Origin of the sequence: Streptomyces sp. NPDC055966 (assembly GCF_042269865.1) — a bacterium.
Taxonomy (GTDB): domain Bacteria; phylum Actinomycetota; class Actinomycetes; order Streptomycetales; family Streptomycetaceae; genus Streptomyces.
On the sequence record NZ_JBHJYK010000005.1, the window covers coordinates 366,730 to 385,497 of the forward strand.

21 protein-coding genes and 1 pseudogene are annotated in these 18,768 nt (G+C 71.9%); 12 read left to right on the forward strand and 10 right to left on the reverse strand.

The annotated features are described in order from the left end of the window. Positions 1-2 precede the first annotated feature (2 nt). A complete protein-coding gene (locus ACFC8N_RS13855; protein WP_376288226.1) occupies positions 3-611 on the forward strand; it encodes a CGNR zinc finger domain-containing protein in 609 nt (202 codons plus the stop codon). 133 nt (positions 612-744) lie between these two features. On the opposite strand, the pseudogene ACFC8N_RS13860 reads toward ACFC8N_RS13855, so the two are convergent. From ACFC8N_RS13860 to ACFC8N_RS13875, 4 genes and pseudogenes are all read right to left on the reverse strand, one after another. Next, positions 745-930: pseudogene (locus ACFC8N_RS13860) on the reverse strand (hypothetical protein); the annotation flags it as partial. Continuing rightward, positions 930-1,115: a hypothetical protein gene (locus tag ACFC8N_RS13865; RefSeq protein WP_376288227.1), complete on the reverse strand. Its 186-nt coding sequence runs from the start codon at positions 1,113-1,115 to the stop codon at positions 930-932. The gene ACFC8N_RS13865 and the pseudogene ACFC8N_RS13860, both read right to left, overlap by 1 nt. A 141-nt stretch (positions 1,116-1,256) precedes the next feature. Then, on the reverse strand, positions 1,257-1,475 hold the full coding sequence (locus tag ACFC8N_RS13870) for a ferredoxin (protein ID WP_356037944.1): 219 nt from the start codon (positions 1,473-1,475) through the stop codon (positions 1,257-1,259). Between the two features lie 8 nt (positions 1,476-1,483). After that, positions 1,484-2,674, reverse strand: coding sequence for a cytochrome P450 (locus ACFC8N_RS13875; RefSeq protein WP_362819996.1), 1,191 nt, complete (start codon positions 2,672-2,674; stop codon positions 1,484-1,486). 136 nt (positions 2,675-2,810) lie between these two features. On the opposite strand from ACFC8N_RS13875, the gene ACFC8N_RS13880 reads away from it, so the two are divergent. The 3 genes from ACFC8N_RS13880 to ACFC8N_RS13890 all read left to right on the forward strand — a co-directional run bounded on the left by ACFC8N_RS13880 (position 2,811) and on the right by ACFC8N_RS13890 (position 6,350). Then, positions 2,811-3,524 (forward strand): TetR/AcrR family transcriptional regulator, encoded by a 714-nt coding sequence (locus ACFC8N_RS13880; RefSeq protein WP_376288228.1) that lies wholly within the window; start codon positions 2,811-2,813, stop codon positions 3,522-3,524. Between the two features lie 237 nt (positions 3,525-3,761). Then, positions 3,762-4,640: an endonuclease/exonuclease/phosphatase family protein gene (locus tag ACFC8N_RS13885; RefSeq protein WP_376288229.1), complete on the forward strand. Its 879-nt coding sequence runs from the start codon at positions 3,762-3,764 to the stop codon at positions 4,638-4,640. A gap of 1,290 nt (positions 4,641-5,930) precedes the next feature. Beyond that, positions 5,931-6,350 (forward strand): DUF3566 domain-containing protein, encoded by a 420-nt coding sequence (locus ACFC8N_RS13890; RefSeq protein WP_376288230.1) that lies wholly within the window; start codon positions 5,931-5,933, stop codon positions 6,348-6,350. Positions 6,351-6,364: 14 nt separating this feature from the next. On the opposite strand, the gene ACFC8N_RS13895 is transcribed toward ACFC8N_RS13890, so the two are convergent. Further along, positions 6,365-6,661, reverse strand: coding sequence for a DUF1330 domain-containing protein (locus tag ACFC8N_RS13895; RefSeq protein ID WP_376288231.1), 297 nt, complete (start codon positions 6,659-6,661; stop codon positions 6,365-6,367). 247 nt (positions 6,662-6,908) lie between these two features. Here ACFC8N_RS13895 and ACFC8N_RS13900 point away from each other — a divergent pair, with 247 nt between their 5' ends. From ACFC8N_RS13900 to ACFC8N_RS13915, 4 genes are all read left to right on the forward strand, one after another. Continuing rightward, the gene (locus ACFC8N_RS13900; RefSeq protein ID WP_376288232.1) at positions 6,909-7,451 is read left to right on the forward strand and encodes a HEAT repeat domain-containing protein; all 543 of its coding nucleotides are present in this window, start codon (positions 6,909-6,911) and stop codon (positions 7,449-7,451) included. Positions 7,452-7,603: 152 nt separating this feature from the next. Next, complete coding sequence (locus tag ACFC8N_RS13905; RefSeq protein WP_356037956.1) at positions 7,604-8,095, forward strand: peptidylprolyl isomerase; 492 nt, start codon at positions 7,604-7,606, stop codon at positions 8,093-8,095. Positions 8,096-8,341: 246 nt separating this feature from the next. Continuing rightward, positions 8,342-9,001: a GNAT family protein gene (locus ACFC8N_RS13910; protein ID WP_356037958.1), complete on the forward strand. Its 660-nt coding sequence runs from the start codon at positions 8,342-8,344 to the stop codon at positions 8,999-9,001. A gap of 350 nt (positions 9,002-9,351) precedes the next feature. Beyond that, on the forward strand, positions 9,352-10,356 hold the full coding sequence (locus ACFC8N_RS13915; protein ID WP_376288233.1) for a 2-dehydropantoate 2-reductase: 1,005 nt from the start codon (positions 9,352-9,354) through the stop codon (positions 10,354-10,356). A gap of 386 nt (positions 10,357-10,742) precedes the next feature. Here the strand turns inward: ACFC8N_RS13915 and ACFC8N_RS13920 are convergent, their stop codons facing one another. Next, positions 10,743-12,122, reverse strand: coding sequence for a gluconate:H+ symporter (locus tag ACFC8N_RS13920; RefSeq protein WP_376288234.1), 1,380 nt, complete (start codon positions 12,120-12,122; stop codon positions 10,743-10,745). A gap of 198 nt (positions 12,123-12,320) precedes the next feature. Between ACFC8N_RS13920 and ACFC8N_RS13925 the strand changes: the two genes are divergently transcribed. Beyond that, positions 12,321-13,298: an asparaginase gene (locus tag ACFC8N_RS13925; RefSeq protein ID WP_376288235.1), complete on the forward strand. Its 978-nt coding sequence runs from the start codon at positions 12,321-12,323 to the stop codon at positions 13,296-13,298. A 1-nt stretch (position 13,299) separates the two neighbouring features. Here ACFC8N_RS13925 and ACFC8N_RS13930 read toward each other — a convergent pair whose 3' ends face one another. The 3 genes from ACFC8N_RS13930 to ACFC8N_RS13940 are packed head-to-tail and all read right to left on the reverse strand — an operon-like array spanning position 13,300 to position 15,293. Continuing rightward, positions 13,300-14,277: an NAD-dependent epimerase/dehydratase family protein gene (locus ACFC8N_RS13930; RefSeq protein WP_376288236.1), complete on the reverse strand. Its 978-nt coding sequence runs from the start codon at positions 14,275-14,277 to the stop codon at positions 13,300-13,302. Beyond that, positions 14,274-14,711: a MerR family transcriptional regulator gene (locus ACFC8N_RS13935; RefSeq protein WP_356033213.1), complete on the reverse strand. Its 438-nt coding sequence runs from the start codon at positions 14,709-14,711 to the stop codon at positions 14,274-14,276. The genes ACFC8N_RS13930 and ACFC8N_RS13935 overlap by 4 nt, the downstream gene beginning before the upstream one ends. Positions 14,712-14,765: 54 nt before the next feature. Beyond that, positions 14,766-15,293, reverse strand: a complete 528-nt coding sequence (locus ACFC8N_RS13940; protein WP_376288237.1) for a GNAT family N-acetyltransferase — start codon at positions 15,291-15,293, stop codon at positions 14,766-14,768. Positions 15,294-15,480: 187 nt separating this feature from the next. Here ACFC8N_RS13940 and ACFC8N_RS13945 point away from each other — a divergent pair, with 187 nt between their 5' ends. Both ACFC8N_RS13945 and ACFC8N_RS13950 read left to right on the forward strand, forming a co-directional pair. Then, positions 15,481-16,122: a methyltransferase family protein gene (locus tag ACFC8N_RS13945; RefSeq protein WP_376288238.1), complete on the forward strand. Its 642-nt coding sequence runs from the start codon at positions 15,481-15,483 to the stop codon at positions 16,120-16,122. 414 nt (positions 16,123-16,536) lie between these two features. After that, entirely contained in the window at positions 16,537-17,616 is a 1,080-nt protein-coding gene (locus ACFC8N_RS13950) for a S1 family peptidase (RefSeq protein WP_376288239.1), read from the forward strand. Positions 17,617-17,731: 115 nt separating this feature from the next. Here ACFC8N_RS13950 and ACFC8N_RS13955 read toward each other — a convergent pair whose 3' ends face one another. Then, positions 17,732-18,139, reverse strand: a complete 408-nt coding sequence (locus ACFC8N_RS13955) for a hypothetical protein (RefSeq protein WP_362819987.1) — start codon at positions 18,137-18,139, stop codon at positions 17,732-17,734. 111 nt (positions 18,140-18,250) lie between these two features. On the opposite strand from ACFC8N_RS13955, the gene ACFC8N_RS13960 reads away from it, so the two are divergent. Further along, positions 18,251-18,754, forward strand: a complete 504-nt coding sequence (locus ACFC8N_RS13960; protein WP_356033201.1) for an LURP-one-related family protein — start codon at positions 18,251-18,253, stop codon at positions 18,752-18,754. Positions 18,755-18,768 lie beyond the last annotated feature (14 nt).

Here is an 18,768-nt window from a genome sequence, read left to right on the forward strand (position 1 = left end):
CCATGAGGACCGTGAAGGAGTGCGTCATGGAAGAACCGTCCCTGCCACCCGCACAAGGCGAGGAGGAGCACATCTCCCTGGCCCTCGCCAACAGCTCGATCACCCTGCCCGGCGGGCACACGGTCGATCTCCTGGCGACTCCGGCACAGGCGAATCACTGGCTGACGGCACGTGGTCTCGCACCGGTCGACGCCGGCATGCTGGAGATGTGTACGACCCAACTGCGGTCGCTGCGCGAACAGATCAGGTCGCTGCTCGCCTCCCGCACCGCGGGGCTGCCCGCCCTCCCCGCCGCCGTCACGGCCGTCAACGACGCGATGACCCGCGTCCCCACCGCCCCGCTGCTGCGCTGGGACGACCAGAGGGGCCCCTACCGCGCCACACCGCATCCCACGACCGCGATCGTCGAGCACGCGCTGGCCGCCCTCGCCGCCGACGCCGCTGAACTGCTCACCGGCCCCGACGCCGATCGCCTCACCGCCTGCGGCTCGACCCCCTGCAATCGCTACCTGCTCCGCCACGGCCGACGCCACTGGTGCTCCACCCGCTGCGGCGACCGCGCCCGCGCCGCCCGCGCCTACGCCCGCCGCGCCCGGCCCGGGGTGGAATGAGGAGCCTGCGGGGCCGATGACGTCGGCTCTCCGTGTCGGTGTGGACGGCCGTCCCGGCCGCCGCGGGGATCGGCGCCGGCGGAGTGGCGGTCCGGAAGGCAGGCGGTCCCATGCGTGCCGTCGCGCCGCCGCACGGCAGGACGGCTTCGCCTGTGGTGGCGGCCTGGGGGAGGGCCTGGCCGAGGCCGGCGACGTTGCCGTGTCCGAAGATGCCCCGCACGACGGGGATCAGGCGCTGTTCCTGGCCGTCACGCTCGCTGTACTGGTTGGCCAGGAAACGGACCAGGGCCTGGGCGGTGGTGAGCCTGATGGCTTCCATTACGCGTTCTCCTCGGCGCCGAAAGGGAGCCGGTCGTCGCAGTTGCCGCCCGGGGTGAGGACCTCGCACACCGGGAGCTGCGCGGCGTCGAAGGTGCCGGGCAGCCGAAGTGCTCGGCGGCCGGGGCGGGGTGGGGCGGGGCGGCCCGTGACCGTCGTGACGGCCGACACCAGGTTGTCCGTCAACGTCCACGGCGAACGCGGACTCGTGCGTGCCGAGTGCCCCTGGCTGGAGCTGGTTCTCTACGGCTTGCTGCCCACCGATCCCGAGGTGGGCCGCGACGAGTTCGCTCGCCGCGGCACCGGAGGTTTGCCACTGGTGCGTGGCTAGCGGGGCGCGATCTCCGTTCCGTTCGCGTCCCGGATGGTGATGGCCAGCATCGGGCAGATGTCGGCGGCTTCCAGAGCGCGCTCGTCGTGCTCGGTGAGGTGCTCGTGCACGGGATGTGCGTGGTCGTCGTCGAGGACGAACAGGTCCGGTGCGGTTCCGGCGCACATACCGGAGCCGATACAGCGGTCGGCGTCGATGCGCAACTCCCAGCTCATGGGCCGTCTCACCATCCCACCGGCATCACGCGGGGGCCGCGCACCAGCATCTCGGTCTTCCAGGTGATGTCGCCGGCGATGTGCAGCCGGGGGAAGCGGGCCACCAACGCGCCGATGGCTTCCTGGAGTTCGAGGCGGGCCAGGGGAGCCCCGAGGCAGTGGTGGACGCCGTGGCCGAAGCCCAGGTGGGCGTTGCCGCTCCGGGTGATGTCGAGCGTGCCCGCCGAGGTGAAGCGCAGCGCGTCGCGGTTGGCCGCGCCGACGGCGACCAGCACCGGCTCCCCGGCCCGCACCAGGGTGCCCCCCACCTCGACGTCCTCTTTGGCGTACCGAGGCTGACCGGCCCCGCTGCCCAGGGGCACGAAACGCAGCAGTTCCTCGACCGCGCCGGTGATCAGCTCCGGCTCGGCGCGGAGGAGGGACAGCGCCTCCGGATGGTCGAGCAACGTGACCACGAAGTTGGGGATCTGGGTGGCGGTGGTCTCATGGCCGGCGACGAGGATTCCGACGCACAGGTCGACGAGCTCCAGCTCGGACAGCCGGTCGTCGTGGTCGCGCGCCTCGATCAGCGCCGTCATCAGGTCGTCCCGGGGCTCCTTCCGGTGCGCGCCGATCAGCTGGGACATGTACGCGCGCAGCTCTTCGCGGTTGCGGTCGAATTCCTCGGCGGTCAGTGAACTGGTGGACAGCGCCGCGTCGCTCCACGCACGAAAGCGCGGCCGGTCCTCCTCCGGCACCCCGAGAAGCCGGCAGATCACCGCGACCGGAATGGGCAGGGCGTAGCGGTCGACCAGGTCGGCCGGCGGGCCCGCCGACTCCATCTCGTCCAGCAGAGTGGACGTCAACTCCTTGATCTGCGGCCGGAGTTTCTCCACCTGGCGGACGGTGAAGGCCTTGGCGACCAGCGACCGCAACCGGGTGTGGTCGGGCGGATCCATGCTGAGGATCCCGCTGTCCCGCTTGCCCTCGGAGGCGCGTGGCTCGTCGTGAACGAGTGCCAGAGCACGGCTGAAGCGCTGGTCGCCGAGGACGAGCCGGGCGTCCGCGTAGCGGGTGGCGAGCCAGGCCGGCTCGCCGTAGGGCAGCTGGACGCGTAACAGTCCCGGGGTGTCACGGGCCCGCTCGTACGCCTCCGACAGGGCCAGATCCTCGCTGGAGTTGAAGGGATAGGCGAGGGGTGCGTGGTCCGTTGCCGTCACTGCTGCCTCCCTGGTGTAATCACGTGCTTACAAAGCTAGGAGGTGCGCACCGGACGGTCAACGACGCTAATCGGCCGTTACCCTGACGGCTCTTCGGCAGGCGCGAGCGGGCCCACGGCGGCAGAAGGAGCAGAGGGTGGACACCAGCGAGCAGACCCTTCACCAGGACCGGACCGGCGGTGGCCCGCCGCAACAGGTCTCCCCGCGACAGGACTCTCCGCAACAGGACTCTCTGCGAGAGGACAACCCGCACCGTCCGCGTGACGCCCGAGGGACCCGCACGCGCATCCTGCACGCGGCGGGCGCGGTCTTCGCGGAGCGTGGATACGAGGCGGCCACCGTCCGTGACATCGCCGGCCGCGCCGGCGTGAACCAGGCGCTCATATTCCGCTACTTCGGATCCAAGAAGGCGCTGCTCACCGAGGTGATGGCCCAGGGAGGCAAGGAGCAGGTGAGCGGCACGCCCCCGGACCGGCTGTTCGAGACCGCGCTGCGCGGTGTCCTCGCGGACGGCGGCAAACCCGGGTCGGACCGCCTGCTCGCCGTCTACCTTCGCTCCATCGGCAGCGCGGACGCCGCTCCTGACACCGTCCGCGCGCTGGGCGAGGAGTACGCCGCCGCGCTCGCCGCCCTCTCCACGGCCGACGACAGCAAGCTGCGCGCCCAGCTCGCCATGGCGTGGCTGCTCGGTATCGGTCTGATGCGGGTCGTGGTCGGCCAGGAACCGCTGGCCAGCGCCGAACCGGACAAGATCTGCGGGCATGTCCTCACGGCGCTCGACGGGCTCCTGCGCGACGGGACGGCGCCCGGGGGAGCGGGAGCGGAGCAACGATCCGACGAGCGGCCGTAGCGGGTGGCGGCCGTAGCCCGGTGGCCGATGCGCCGGTGTCGCGCCGCCGTCCGTCGTCCCGTTGCCGGCGCCGGTCCCCCGTCGCTGTTGCTGTCGTCGTCGCCGTCGGTGAGGGGCGAGGCGTGGTAGACCGTGAGGTGTCCGGGCCCCGCCGCGGCATCCGGCGGTGGCCCGTGACCGGCGGGACCGGTGGTGCGCGTCCCGGCGTCCGCCCGGGTGAAGTGAGGTGAGGCGCGCGTGCGCTGTGCGACTCTGAACGTCCTGCACGGCCGGCGGCTCCGGAGCGACGGCCGCCCGGCACCGGCAGCGGACGACGTCCCCTGGTGGCCGCTCGCTGACGCCGTCGCCGCCCTCGACGCCGATGTGCTGGCCCTTCAGGAGGTCGACCGCTTTCAGGACAGGTCGGGCCGTGTCGACCAGGCCGCCGTTGCCGCCGATGCCATGGGCGCGCCCGACTGGCGCTACGCCTCCGCCCTCCACGGACGGCAAGTGCCCGGCCGGGGATGGGTGTTGGACCCCTCCCGGCCCGGGCCGAACCTGTACGGACCGCGCGACACGGACCAGGCGGACGCGGTTCCCTCGCACGGGGTCGCGCTGCTGTCCCGGCTCCCGGTACGGGAGTGGCGGGTCCTGAGACTGTCCCCGGCGCCGTTGCGACTGCCGCTACGGGTCGCCGGGAACCCAGGATTCGCCCTGAGCCGGGATCAGCCGCGCGCCGCGGTGGCGGCCGTGCTCGACGGAGGGCAGGGCCCCTTCACGGCCGTGGCCCTGCACCTCTCCTTCGTCCCCGGCTGGAACATCGGCCAGTTGCTCCGCGTGCGCCGCTGGATCGCCGCACTGCCCCGGCCGCAGCTGCTGCTCGGCGACTTCAACCTGACGGGCGCGCTGCCCAGGGCCGTGCTCAACGGGGCGACGCCGGGCCCGCGCCCGGGTCGTGAGCCGGCCGACCGCTGGCGGGATCTGGCCCGGGCCCCGACCTATCCCGCGCACCGTCCGATCGTGCAGCTCGACCATGTCCTCGCGAGGGGCGTCGTGGCGGACGCGGTGCGCTCGGAGAGTGCGCCGGTGCTCGGCATCTCGGACCACCGACCCCTCGTGGTCGAGCTGTCGCCGTGAGGCCTCCGTCCGGCGGCGGCCCCGACCGGGGCGGCTAGCGCGGCAGTGACGGCCGTACCTCAGGTCGTCGTGGCGGACTGCGTGCCGGGCCCGGTGAGCGCGCTTCCCACTCTGCGTCGGCAGGCCCGGTCCGTGGCGAAGCCGCTCGGATCCCCGACGCCCACGACGAGACCGTGGGCGCGGTGAACCGGAGGGCGCGGCAGAGTACGGCCGGGGCTGCCGGGGACCCGCGTCGCGCGGCCGAGATCACCGTGTGAACCGTACGGCGGGACCGGGGTCCAGGGCCACCTCCTGCTGGGCGTGGAGCCCTACCCCACAGAACTCCGCCGGAAGAACGTCCGTGACCGCGGCCCCGCCCGTGTGTCCCCGGCGGCCCCTGGTCGTGCGCGCAGTGGCTGACCGGACAGAGTGGTGGGGCACTCGGTGAAGATGATCCGGCACCCCGCCGGGCCCGGAGACCGGTGACGGCGCCGACGCGGCGCCCGGTGCCGGGATCGTTCATGCGGAAGTTGCTCACCCACACGCCCGTACGCCCGTCCGGCGTCGGTGGACCGGAGCGGTTCCGTGTCGCTCCGTGTGCGTGGTCCGGCCTGGGGGAGGTGGTCACCTCGGCGCGGGGGCGGCCCGCGACCTCGTGTTCCGGGACGTCGACTGCGGGTGCATGATCCCGACCGAGCCCATACCGTCGGAGGCACGGACCCGCAGGCCCCCCGAGGCCGCAGGGCGGTCGACGCAGGCCCGTTCGAGGCGGGAGGGCACTGCGAGGCTGCCGCGCCAGTCAGGGAGACAGGCATGAGTCGAGCCGAGCGCAGGCCTCGCGGCATCGCCCGCGGGCAGGCGGGTCCGGAGCAGGACGGCGGAGCCCGGGGCGTGCGGATCAACGGGTCCGTCGGCGAACTGCCGTGCACCGTGCACCCCGATGGCGCCGAAAAGGGGCCGGCTCGCGGGGCCCGCCCCGACGAGCGGCCGGCGCCGACGGGCCGGCCCGCAGCCCCCGACCACACCGGATCCACGCCGCCGCCCTCAACACCCCCTGCCCCGTACGGACCGGCAACAGCGCCACCAGCACCCCCTCTCCCGGCCGAATCCGCCCGGCTGCCCTCGGCACCGTCTCTCCCGGACGGACCCGCACCGGTGCCCCCAGCACCACCTCCCTCGGTCGGAGCCGCCACACGACCCGCGCACCGGTCCCGGCCCAACGCGTTCGGCCGGCCCGATCCGGCACCCGGTGCCGCCTGTCACCCGGCACCGCCCGACGGGGTCCCCGGACCCGGAGCGTGGACCCTACGGATGCGCATATCGGAGGGGGACCCGTGTTCGGTGATGGTGACGAGCTTCCTGCTCCTGGCCGGCCTCGGTGTGGTCGCGGTCGTCACCGCGGTCATCGTGTGGTTCCTGGTGGAAGCGATGGCCCCGGACGTCCTGCCGGAGCTCGGCACCGTCTTCGCCGTCTCGATCGGCGTCGTCGGCCTGGAAGTCGTCATGGGGACGTTCCTGGCGACCCTGGGCACCTTCATCTACAACCTGTCGGCGCAGTACAACGGCGGTGTCGAGGTGGCCGTGACCAACGACCTGGGGCCGACCCCGGCCGCCGCCCGGGCCCTGCTGGTGGTGGCCAGGGCCCGGGTCCACGCTCGCCGTTGTCTGCTCGATCACGCCCCGGCCTGGGCCTCTCACGTCGTACGACGCCTGCCGGTCAAGGAAGACTGAGCGGAGGACAACGGCTACTCGGGCAGGCCCTCGGCGAAGAGGAGCCGTCGTTCGAGCGCGACCTGACGCAGCTTCAGCGCCTGCGCGTACTCGGGCGAGGCGTACCACTCCCTGGCCCGGTCCATATCGGGGAACTCGATGATCACGAGCCGCTGTTCGGAAGGCCAGGCCCCTTCGACGGCGTCCGGCAGCGCGCCGCGGACGACGTAGCGGCCCCCGTGACGAAGGATCGACGCCTCGGCCAACCGCCTGTACTCGTCCGCGAGTGCGGGGTTCAGGAACTTCACCTCGGAGATCACATAGGCAGCCATGCCGGTCATGCTGCCACGCGTGTCCTGTCCAGGAGGCGTGGCGGAGCGCCAGGACGCGTGGCGGAGCGTGGGTGCCGGAGTGCCGTCGACATCCGGTGGCCGACTCCTGGGGTGGTCACAGCAGGCCAGACCGGCCCAGTGGGCGCGATCGGCCGCCCGGACGCGTCAGCCCCCGCTCGCCGTCCGCCTGACTCGTGGGCGTGGAAACTCCTTTGGCGGGATGCGCCGAGTGGCCGACACTGAAGTCATGCTCGGATTCGTCAGGACCGACAATGCATCACTCGTCTCGTGCCTGGGCGATCCTCAGCGCACCGTCGCCGCGTATCACGCGTTGCTCCGACGTGGGGAGAGCGTACTGGGCGCCGTCCGTGCCGGCCTGCGGGACCGCAACCCGGCCGTGCGTGAGGGCTGCTGCCGCCTGCTCGACCACCTGGTGGACACCGAATCGATGGGCGAACTCGTCGCCATGGCGGACGACCCCGACGCCCGTGTCAGGATCGCCGCGCTCCACGCTCTGGCCTGTGACCGGTGCAAGGGCGACACCTGCGCACCGGGTGCGGACCGAGTCCTCGAACCCGCACTGCACCACCTGGCCTCGGACCCCGACCCGCACGTCCGGGCGATGGCCGCCGAACTCGTCGGAAAGTTCGCCCACTTCGACGCGCGCGCCCTCGCCGCCCTGCGTGCGTCCCAGGCCGGTGACCCGAGCCCCGCGGTGCGTAAGAAGGCGGGTTGGTTCACACCCGGCGGGACCATCTACGAACGGACCCTGCCGTCCGCCGCCGGATGACGGGGACGGGGTCTTCTCGGCACATGACGGCCCCTGTCAGATGCCCGGCGAAAGGCGATGGAGCCCGTGTTCGCCGGTGAGGCGGTCGCGCGCACCTCCGCGCGGTCGGCCAGGTTCCCGGGTTTTCCGAGCCTGCGACATACGATGTCCGAATGACCAAAGTATTGCTGAACACCTCGGCCGGAGACATCACGCTGGAACTCGACGAAGCGAAGGCACCGAAGACGGTGGCCAACTTCGTCGAGTACGTCCGGTCCGGCCATTACGACGGAACGATTTTCCACCGGGTGATCCCCGGATTCATGATCCAGGGTGGCGGCTTCACCCCGGAGATGGAGCAGCGGCCGGCGCCGCAGCGCGTGGAGAACGAGGCCAAGAACGGCCTGCGCAACGACAAGTACACGGTGGCGATGGCCCGGACCTCGGATCCGCACTCGGCGAGCGCCCAGTTCTTCATCAACACCAACGGCAACGACTTCCTGAACTACCCGGGCCAGGACGGCTGGGGTTACGCGGTCTTCGGGAAGGTCGTGGCCGGCAACGAGGCCGTGGACGCGATCGAGGGAGTGTCCACCACGACCCGGGCCGGGCACCGCGATGTGCCGGCGGAGCCGGTCACCATCGTGTCCGCGCGGCTGGCCTGAACCCTGTGACGTGTGTCTGTGCGGCCCCGCACCGGGGCCGCACAGACACGGTCCGGCGGGGTGCCCACCGCTGCGACGGCTGAACGCGGCGCACGCTCCGGGCGACAGCGGGCCTCGCCGGCTCCCGCTTCGCGCCGAATTTCGCGCGACAGGGCGCGAAAGCTCTGCAACGCTACGGGCCTGGGGCTGCGGATGCGGCTGTGGCCCGGACACCGACCATCCGTACGGGCACGTGATTGGTGAGCGATGGGTTTCACGCTTGAGGGACCGGCTCTGGACGGCACGCTCGTGCGTCTGGAGCCGCTGGAGCACCGCCACGCGGCGGACCTGGCCGTGGCGGTGGAGGACGACCGCAGCTCCTACCGGTTCACGTGGGTGCCCACGGCCGACGAGGTCGAGGGGTACATCGACGCCCAACTCGCCCGCGCCGCCGCCGGAAAGCTGGCCCCGTACGCACAGGTGGACCGGGCGTCGGGGCGGGCGATCGGGACCACGGCCTACTGGGACCCGCGGTTGTGGCCGACGAGCGGTGAACTGTACGCGATCGAGGTCGGGTTCACCTGGCTCGCGGGGTCGGCCCAGGGGACGGGCGTGAACACCGAGGCGAAGTACCTGTTGTTCCGGCACGCGTTCGAGAACTGGGGAGTGGCGCGGGTCGACCTGAAGACGGACGCGCGCAACGCGCGGTCGAGGGCCGCGATCGAGAGGGTGGGTGCCCAGTTCGAGGGTGTGCTGCGCAACTGGTCCCCGTCCTGGGTGGCGGGTGAGCAGGGTCGGCTCCGTGACTCCGCGATCTTCTCGATCACCGCGGAGGAGTGGCCGGACTGCCGCGCGCGGCTCGAACAGCGCGTGACGCGCGGCTCCCGGCGCGGGCGACCGGGGGTCGATCTGCCTTCCCCCGCCTGACCCGGCAGACGACCTCGGCGGCCGCGCCCAGAAGTATCAGAAGCAGGCGGGCACGCGGGGCACGTACGGAGCCCACGACCGGGGCGTCGACGACCGGGCTCCTCAGCCTCCGGGTTGCCCCCCGAGCGGCGTGTCGAGCACTCGCCCCCCGGGGTTCGGCGAGGCGTCCGGCGGCGAGCGGGCTCCACGGGACGCCGTCCACCCCCTGGTCGGCGAGCAGTCCGAACTTCGGCGAACTGCCAGGCTCACATGGACGAGGCGCCCAGGTGCGGGCCTTGCTGGTCAGCCGACCTGCGCATGGGCCATGCTGGCCCCTGCCAGCCCCCCGCTCATGCGCAGGAGTCGCCCCCATGCCCAAGCCCCGCTTCGCCGTCCTCGGTGCCGGCAGCATCGGCTGTCACCTCGGCGGTCACCTCGTCGCCGCCGGGCACGACGTGGCACTCGTCGGCCGGCCCGGCGCCATGGATGTGCTGCGCGAGCGGGGCCTCACCCTGAGCACCTCCGTACGGCCGCCCGTCCACCTCCCGCCGGACCGGCTGGTGTTGGCCACCGGCCCCGAGGCCGCAGCCGACGCCGACTACGTGCTGGTCACGGTGAAGACCGCCGGTACCGAGGCCGCCGCCGAGGACCTCGCCCCCCATCTCGCCCCGGGCGCCGTCGTGGTCAGCTTCCAGAACGGGCTGCACAACCCCGCCACCCTGCGCGCCGCGCTCCCCGGCCACACCGTGCTGGCCGGGATGGTGCCGTACAACGTGGTGCAGTCCGAGCCGGGCACCGTGCACCAGGGCATGCCGGGCCGCCTCATGACCGAGCCCGACGACACGCTCTTCGGCGCCTTCCGCGAGGCCGGCCTCGCGATCGAGGCCCGCACCGACATGTCCGAAGTGCAGCACGCCAAGCTGCTGTTGAACCTCAACAACGCGATCAACGCCCTGTCCGGGCTGCCGCTGCGCGACCAGCTCGGCCAACGCGCGTACCGCCGCTGCCTCGCCCTGTGCCAGCGCGAGGCCCTTGCCGCGTACCGCGCCGCCGAGGTCGCTCCGGCCCGCCTCGGCCCCACCGCGCCCGCCGTCACCCCGTACGTGCTGGGACTGCCCGACGCCCTCTTCCGCAGGGTCGCGGCGGCGTCCCTCCGGATCGACGCCCATGCCCGTTCCTCGATGTGGGAGGACCTCCAGCGCGGCCGGCGCACGGAGATCGACTCCTTGCAGGGCGAGATCGTCGCCCTCGCCGCCGCCCACGGACTGAGCGCCCCCGCGAACGCGCGGCTGAGGGCCCTGGTGCACGAGGCGGAGTCCGCACCGCGCACCTGGACGGGGCCGCAGCTGTACGCCGAGCTGCGTGCGGCGCGCTGATCCGCGCGGATACCGGCGAGCGGCGTCGGAGGCCAGGAACGCGACCGCGTCGGCGATGTCCGGGATCCGGCCGGTCCGGCCCGGGGCGGTCAGGCCGATGGTGCGCTCCAGGTTCGCCGGGTCGGTCGACGTCACGACGGCCTGCAACCGGGCGTTTCGTACCACGGTGGCCACGCACCAGGGGCCCCTCGCCGTGTACGTGGCCCACCTGGGGTCCGTGCGTGTGTTTCCCAGGAACGGCTTCTGGACGGCCGGCCGGGGTGGCAGCACGGACCAGCGGGTGAACACCGCGGGGGCCGGCCACGCGCAACGGGCCTGACCGGTACGGCTGCTGAAGGCCGCGGACGCCTCGCCGGTACGGCGTCCGCCGGGCACGGTCCGCGGGGTCACACGCCGAGGGTGTCCAGGATCGACTCCATGGCCAGGACCCCGCCGAGGCCGAGCACCGAGAGCACGGTCGTGTAGGTGGTGCGGGCCTTGATCGCGTCGATGACGGACAGATTGAAGTACTCCTTGAACATCCAGAAGCCGGGGTCGTTGACGTGCGAGAAGGCGATCGAGCCGCAGGAGATGGCGAGCACCATGATCTCGGGGCGGACTCCGCTGCCGGCGAGCAGCGGCAGCGCCACGCCCGAGGCGGTGACGACGGCGACAGTGGCCGAGCCGAGGGCCACGCGGAGGATGGCCGCGATGAGCCAGGCGAGGATGATCGGCGACAGGGACCAGCTGCCGGTGGCGTCCTTGATGTAGTCCGAGGTCCCGCCTTCCACGAGAACCTGCTTGAACGCGCCGCCCGCGCCGATCACGAGCAGGATCATCGCCATCGCCTGGGCGGCCGACCGGCACGACGCGCTGACCTCGTCCAGGCTGCGGCCGATCCGCGGGCCGAACGCCCACATCGCGACCGCCAGGGTGAGCAGCAGGGCGATGGGCGCCGATCCGATGAACGCGACGAAGTGCAGCACCGGCCCCGAACCGGAGCCGGCCAGTCCGGTCACGGCGGCTCCGGCGATGAGGACCACGGGCAGCAGGGCCACCGACAGCGACCAGCCCATGCCCGGCATCTCCTCCTCGGTGAAGACGCGGTCACTGACCAGGCCGGTGGGTATGGAGGGGTTCATCCTCCGGACGAACGGCAGGCGCGGCCACACCAGGGCGACCAGCGCACCGGCCGGCACGGCGATGAACAGGCCGTAGAACAGCGTCAGTCCGACCGAGGCGTGGAACGTCGCGGCCACCGAGGTCGGGCCGGGGTGCGGCGGCAGGAAGCTGTGCATGGTGGACAGGGCGATCGACATCGGCAGCCCGACCCACAGCAGGTTCGCCCGCGTGACCCGTACGAGAGTGAAGGCGACCGGCACGATGATGACGAAGGCGACCTCGTAGAACATGGTGATGCCGATCAGCATGGCCGACAGGATCATGGCGACCTGGACCCAGCGCGGTCCGCACAGGTCGAGCAGTCTGCCGGCGATCCGCTGGGCGGCGCCGGAGTCGCCCAGCACCCGCCCGACCATGGCGCCGAGCCCGATGGTGAGCATGGTGTCGCCGATCTGCCCGCCGATGCCCTCGGAGAGCACATCGGGGATCTTCTCCAGCGGGATGCCCCGGACCATACCCACGCCCACCGCCACGAGCAGCAGGGCGGCGAAGCCGTTGAGTCTGAGCTTCGTCATCAGGAAGAGCAGGATCAGGACGCCGACGGCAACGACAACAAGTGGCATGGGCCAGTTCCCCTTTGAACCGCGGTCGCCTGCATGAACCATGTCCTCGTACCGCCGAGGAAGCCGTCCATGTATGAGGATGGAGGCTATGGATGTGGACGACCAGGGTCAATGGGCTTGCAGAAACGGGATCTGACGCACTGTCCGTGCGCCCGATGTGTGCCCACCGGTAGGTTGGGGAGCGGTCGGGCCACGGCCAGTGGATCACCGAGGGCGGAACTCCAAGAGAAGGAGCGGGTGTTGAGCGTCGTACTGCTGGCACTCGGGGGCACGATCTCGGTGCCGGGCCAGGCTCGGGGGACACGGCTGAGCGGCGCCGAGATCACCGCCGCCGTACCGGGCCTGGCGGAGCTGGGAGTCCCGCTGGAGGTTCGGGACGTACACGCCGTACCCAGCGGAAACCTCACCTTCGCGCAGGTCCTCGACGTCGTCGCCGTCGCCTCACGGGCCGTGGCCGAGGGCGCGGACGGCGTGGTCGTCACCCAGGGCACGGACACCCTGGAGGAGACGGCCTTCCTGGCCGACCTGGTGTGGCCGCACGACGCGCCGTTCGTACTGACCGGCGCGATGCGGCAGCCGGTCATGGCCGGAGCGGACGGCCCCGCCAACGTACTTGCCGCCGTACGCGTCGCCGCGGCCCGCGAGGCGCGCGGCGCGGGTGCGCTGGTCGTCCTCAACGACGAGGTGCACGCGGCGCGTTGGGTGCGCAAGACACACAGTACGAACCCCGCGAGCTTCGCCTCACCGAGCGCCGGCCCGCTCGGCCATGTCGTCGAGGGCCGGGTGCGGATGCTCCTCGCCCAGCCCCGGCACCCGCCGCTTCCGGTCGACGTCGACCGGAAGCGGCTGGAGACCGCCCGCGTCGCCCTGCACGTGGTCACCCTGGACGACGACGGCGCGTGGCTCGACGGGCTCCAAGCGACACATCGGGGCCTGGTGGTCGCCGGTTTCGGCGTCGGTCACGTGCCGGACGTGCTGGCACCACGGCTCGGCGCGCTCGCCGCACACCTGCCGGTCGTTCTGACCTCGCGCACCGGGAGCGGTTCAGTGCTGCGGCACACCTACGAGGCTCCCGGCTCGGAGACCGACCTGCGCCGGCGCGGGCTGATCGACGGCGGCTTCCTCGACCCGTACAAGGCCCGGGTGCTGCTCCGGCTGCTGCTGGCGGCCGGGGCCGGGCGCGACGAGATCGCCGAGGCCTTCGACCTGCGGGGCTGAGTCACCGTCCCGTTTCCGGCACACCCGGGCCGCGCAGGCTCTCGGCCGTCTGCACGACGGTGGTCTCGACGGGGCGGGGGCGCCAGCCGAGCTCCTCGCGGGCGCGGTCGTTGTGGATGACCGGCCGTGGCGGCTCGTCGCCCGGTGCCTCCTGCGTGGGTACGCGCGCGGCGAGCGGACCGAGCCGTCGGCGCAGGATCTCGGCGATCTCCAGGAAGCTCAGCGCCGGGCCGTCCGCGACGGCCAGGAACCGCTTGCCCGCGGCCTCGGGAGCGGCCATCGCGCGGATGTGCAGGTCGGCCAGGTCGCGGACGTCCACGATGCCGAACCGCTGGCGGGGTGCGATGCTCATCGTGCCGTCGAGCATCGCCTTGACCAACTGCGTCGACGAGCGCGGCTCCGTGGTGAGGGCGGGACCGAGGATGAACGTCGGGTTGACGACGACGAGTTCGGTGTCGCCGCCCTCCCGTTCCATCAGGTCCCACGCGGCCCGCTCGGCGATCGCCTTGGACCGGGGGTACGGCGCGAGCCCGGGGGTGTCGGGATCGGTCCAGTCCGCCTCGGTGAACTCGGCGCCGGCCTTCGGCGTGTAGCCCACCGCGGCGAACGACGAGGTCAGCACGGTGCGCCGGGCGCCCGCGTCGCGTGCGGCCCGCAACACCCGCAGCGTGCCGTCGCGGGCGGGGACGATCAGCTCGTCCGGATCCTCCGGCTGGACGGCCGGGATGGGGGAAGCGACGTGATGGACCTCCTCGCAGCCGGACACCGCGGCGTGCCAGCCGTCGTCGGACATCAGGTCCGCGGCGACGACCTCCAGACCGCCGTCGTCGGCGCCACCGCGACGCACCGCCGCGCGCAGCTCGGACTCCCGGGCCGTCGAACGCACCGTGGCCCGCACCGGGCGCCCGGCCCGCAGCAGCGCGGTGATCAGCTGCGTCCCCACGTAGCCGGCTCCGCCGGTGACCAGGACCCGGCTCATCGCAGCACCCCCAGGCTCTCGACCGCGGCCACGACACGGCGTGTCGACTCGGCCTCCGCGGCGGCGTCGCCGCGGTCGCGGGCGTCCCACATCGCCGCCTTCTCCCGCAGGTACCGCAGCCGCGCCCGCTGGGCCGCGATCTCCGCCTCGATCCGTTCGGCGTGCCGCAGCAGCAGGTCACGCTGCTCGGCCGCCGCCTCCCGGCCACGCGCCCGGTTGCCCAGGTAGGTGCGCATGTCCTCGATGCTCACGCCGACCGCGCGCAGGCAGGACAGTGCCTCCAGCGTGTCGAGGTCCCGGCTGCTGTACCGGCGGTGCCCACTGCTCTCGTCGCGGTCGATCGGTCCGATGAGCCCGACATCTTCGTAATAGCGCAGTGTGGGCTCACTGAGCCCGCTATGGGTTGATACCTCATGAATCGTGAAGGTCGTCATGGCGTCAGCAGACCACACCTCAAGCGCTTGAGGTCAAGCGCCCGCGGACGGCGATCACCGGCGGACGTGCTCGGCGGTCAGCTCCCGCTGCATGAGGAAGGTGTCGATCCAGCGGCCGTGCTTGTGGCCGACCCGCACCAGGCGACCGGCGTCGGTGAAGCCGAAGCGGCGGTGCAGGGCGCGCGAGGCGTCGTTGCCGGTGTCGGCGATGACGGCGATCATCTGCCGCATCCCCGCCCGGGCGGACTCGGTGACGACCGCGTCGAGCAGGGCCGTGCCCAACCCTCGGCCGATGGCGTGGGGTGCGAGGTAGACGGTGTCCTCGACCGTGCTCCGGTACGCCGGTTTCGGGCGCCACGGAGCGGCGAGGGCGAAGCCCGCGACGGTGTCGTCCGACGCGGCGACGAGGAAGGGCAGCTTCCGGCCGGTCAGGTCGTCGAGCCGTTCCTCCCAGTGGGCGACGGTCGGCGGGGTCTCCTCGAAGGTGGCCACGGTGTGGCGGACGTAGTGCGTGTAGATGTCGGCAACGGCCTGGAGGTCGGCGGAGGTCGCCGGACGGACGACCACCTGGGGCGCTGTCATCTCGGGTACTCATCTCTCCATGGAGGAACGGCGGCGGACGCGGGCCGAGATTAGCGTGAGCATGCTGGCGTCGGTCGAGCGCGGGCAGAGGGCGGCCGCTCTCCATCCTGGGGTGGAGGTCGGCGGATCGTCTCCATCGACCCGTGGGTGGTGGTGATCGACAGCCCGTGCGGAGCACCCTTGAGCCATGGGATCGCTTCACTCGGCGCTCGCGCTGGTCATCGTCATCTGCTTCCTGATCTTCTACGCGGCCTGGATCGTGGGCGCCGTCTACTTCGGCGTGAAGAGCCACTCCGGTGTACGCGGCTGGTGGCGGGGACAGCGGCGCACGCTGCCCCGCCGGCTCCTCCTCATAGCAGGTGTCTACGTGTTCTCGGTCCTGGTCGGCCGCACCGGCGGCCTCTGGAGACAACTGCGGTACTGGCAGCCCGGGCTGGCCCTGCTGGGTGCCGCGCTCGCCGTCGCGTCCACAGCCCTGTTGCTGTGGGCACGCTGGGTGCTGGGCACGATGTGGGCCAGCGTCCCGACGGTGCGGGAGCATCACGAGCTCCGTACGGACGGCCCCTACGGGCTGGTCCGCCACCCCATCTACACCGGCCTGCTCGGCCTCGTCTTCGGCGGGATGCTGGCCCGTGGCTTCGGCGTCTGGGTCGCCTTCCTCATCGTCGCGGTGCCCTGGATGCTGCTGCGGGTCCGGGCCGAGGACCGGCTGATGGCCGGCCGGTTCGGTCCGGCCTACGAGGCCTACCGCGCCCGCGTCCCGGCGCTGATCCCCTGGACACGTCGTGCGCGGACGGATGTCGAGCACCGGGACGGCGTGAAGCCGTAGGCATGCGACGGCCGTGGGGATGCGGACAGGCGAGGGTGTGGTCGCGTCAGGTCATCAGTGGGCCAAGAGTGGTCTAAATAAAGGACGACTGGTTCGAATTCCGAACGGGATCATGGCGTACCGGCCAGCCGTTGATGAACCGAGCGTGGACGGCGGGGGCGGTGGCGGCGACCGTGCGTGACTTCGGACGCCCGCGCCGGGGCTTGGAGTGCGGGGATGGTGACGGCGCCTGCGTGTCCGTGGTGCCGGAGGTCAGGCCGGAATCCCTCCTTGTTGTGACGGGAGAGCCTCGCCATACTCGTCGGCGTTTGGCATGGGCACGACCGACGCTTGGGTTCGGGGCGTGCCCGTGGCTGTCGTTCCTCCGGCCCCGGCTCGTCGATCGGGCGGGGCAACCCCCACTGGAGGCCTCACATGGCGCAACGCCGAAACACCCGCACCGCCCGCGCGTTCACCGCAGCCGGCGTCCTCGTCCTCACGGCCGGCGCGGCCCTGCTCCCCGGCGCCGGCTCGGCCACGGCCGCTCCCGCCGCCGCGGCCACCCCGGCCGCGGCCCGCGCCGCGTCCGCCGCATCACTCGTCGCACGACTGGGCGACCGTGCGGCGGGTTCCTACTACGACGCCGCGGCCCACCAGTTCGTCGTCGGCATCACCGACCCGTCCGCGGCCGCCCAGGTCCGCGCGACCGGCGCCGTCCCCAGAACCGTCCGCTACTCCACCACCCAACTCCGTGGAGCACAGCGCACGCTGGCCCAGCGCGCCCGGATCGCGGGCACCGCCTGGGCGATCGACCCCCGCAAGGACAAGGTGGTCGTGACCGTCGACCCGACCGTCACCGGTGCCCAGCGTGCCCGGCTGAACTCCGTGGTGGACTCGCTCGGCGAGAAGGTCGTCGTACGCCGGACCGCCTCCGCCTTCAAGCCGTTCATCGCGGGCGGCGACGCCATCTGGGGCAGCGGTGTCCGCTGCTCCCTCGGATTCAACGTGACCGTGAACGGCGCGCCCTACTTCCTCACCGCCGGGCACTGCGGCAACGCATCCCAGACGTGGTCCGACTCCCAGGGCGGCGGGGAGGTCGGCCAGACCGTCGACTCGCAGTTCCCCGGTACCGACTACGCCCTGGTGCAGTACGACGACGCGAGCAGCGACCACGCGAGCGCCGTCGACCTCTACGACGGCAGCAGCCAGCAGATCACCTACGCCGCCGATGCGTACGTGGGTGAATCGGTCACGCGCAGCGGCAGCACCTCGGGGGTCCACAGCGGGTCCGTCACCGGGCTCGACGCGACCGTGAACTACCAGGAGGGCTCGGTCTCCGGGCTCATCGACACCAGCGTGTGCGCCGAGCCCGGCGACAGCGGCGGCGCGCTCTTCGACTCCGACGCGGCCGTCGGGCTGACCTCGGGCGGCAGCGGTGACTGCACGTCCGGCGGTGAGACCTTCTTCCAGCCGGTGCCGGCGGCGCTGAACGCGGAGGGAGCCACTCTTCCGTAACCGTCAACGGTCCGCGACGCCATGAGCGTCGCGCGAACGGAACGCCTCAACCGGCCCTCGTGCGGGGCCGGTTGAGGCATTTTCCCGATCAGGGCGCCGTCGCCGGCGTGGCTCCTCAGCGTTCGCGCCTCCCCCGGAAGACCCGGCGGACGAGGTGGACCAGCAGCCAGATGACCAGGACGACGAAGAGGATCACGAGGATCACGACGACCAGGAGGAAGATGCCGAGCTTCTTGAGGAAGCTCTTCTTCTTGGTCTTCGTCCTGCGGAGGGTCGCCGCCGCGTGATGTGTGGAAGTGGTGTGCCTTAGGCGGATGGTGGAGACGGTGCCCGCAAGCGCGGTTCCGGTGCGTACAGTGCCCGTGGCCGCCGCAGCTGTCGTAGCCGTTGCGGCCGTCGCGGCCTGCCGAGCGGTGGCCGGAGCGGCGGCGGCCGGTGTCGCCGCCAGGCCGAGGCCGAGCAGCAGCGTCAGAAGTACGGTTGCGACGGGGCCCTTTCGGCCCGGTCGGTGCGTGATGGTCATTCATGCCCTCCCCGTGAGCGGTGCGGATGGAGTTGCTGTCTTGCGCAACGCCGCAACTATTATCGCGGCGGACAGTGATTCTTCCTCTCTCGGGATCTGGACGGGGTACTCATGCGCTACCTGGTACGCGACCGCATGCTGGCTTTCCACGAGGAGGCCTGGGTCGAGACGGAACACCGGGAGAAGCTCTTCAAGGTCAACCGCAAACTGCTGCGGTTGCGCACCACGTTCGACTTCGTCGACACCGAGGGCGAGCAGGTGGCCCGCATCGTCAAGAAGGCACTCACCTTCCACCACACGATCCTCATCAAGCAGAACGGCGAGACCGTGGGCCGCATCAGCAAGCGGACCCTGCGGATCTTCAGGGACCGCTACAAGGTGACCCTGCGCGGCGGGCGCCGGCTGCGGATCGCGGGCAACCTCTGGGACCGCGAGTTCGACATCGCGGACGACAGCGGGACCCTGGCACACATCTCGCGCCGCTGGTTCACCGTCCGCGACGCCTACGCGGTCGACGTGATGAGCGAACCGGACTGGCTGCTGCTGATCATCCTCGCGGTGTGCGTGGACCACATCATCGAGGACCGCGAGGGGGAGCAGCTCACCAACCTCTGAGCCACACACATCAC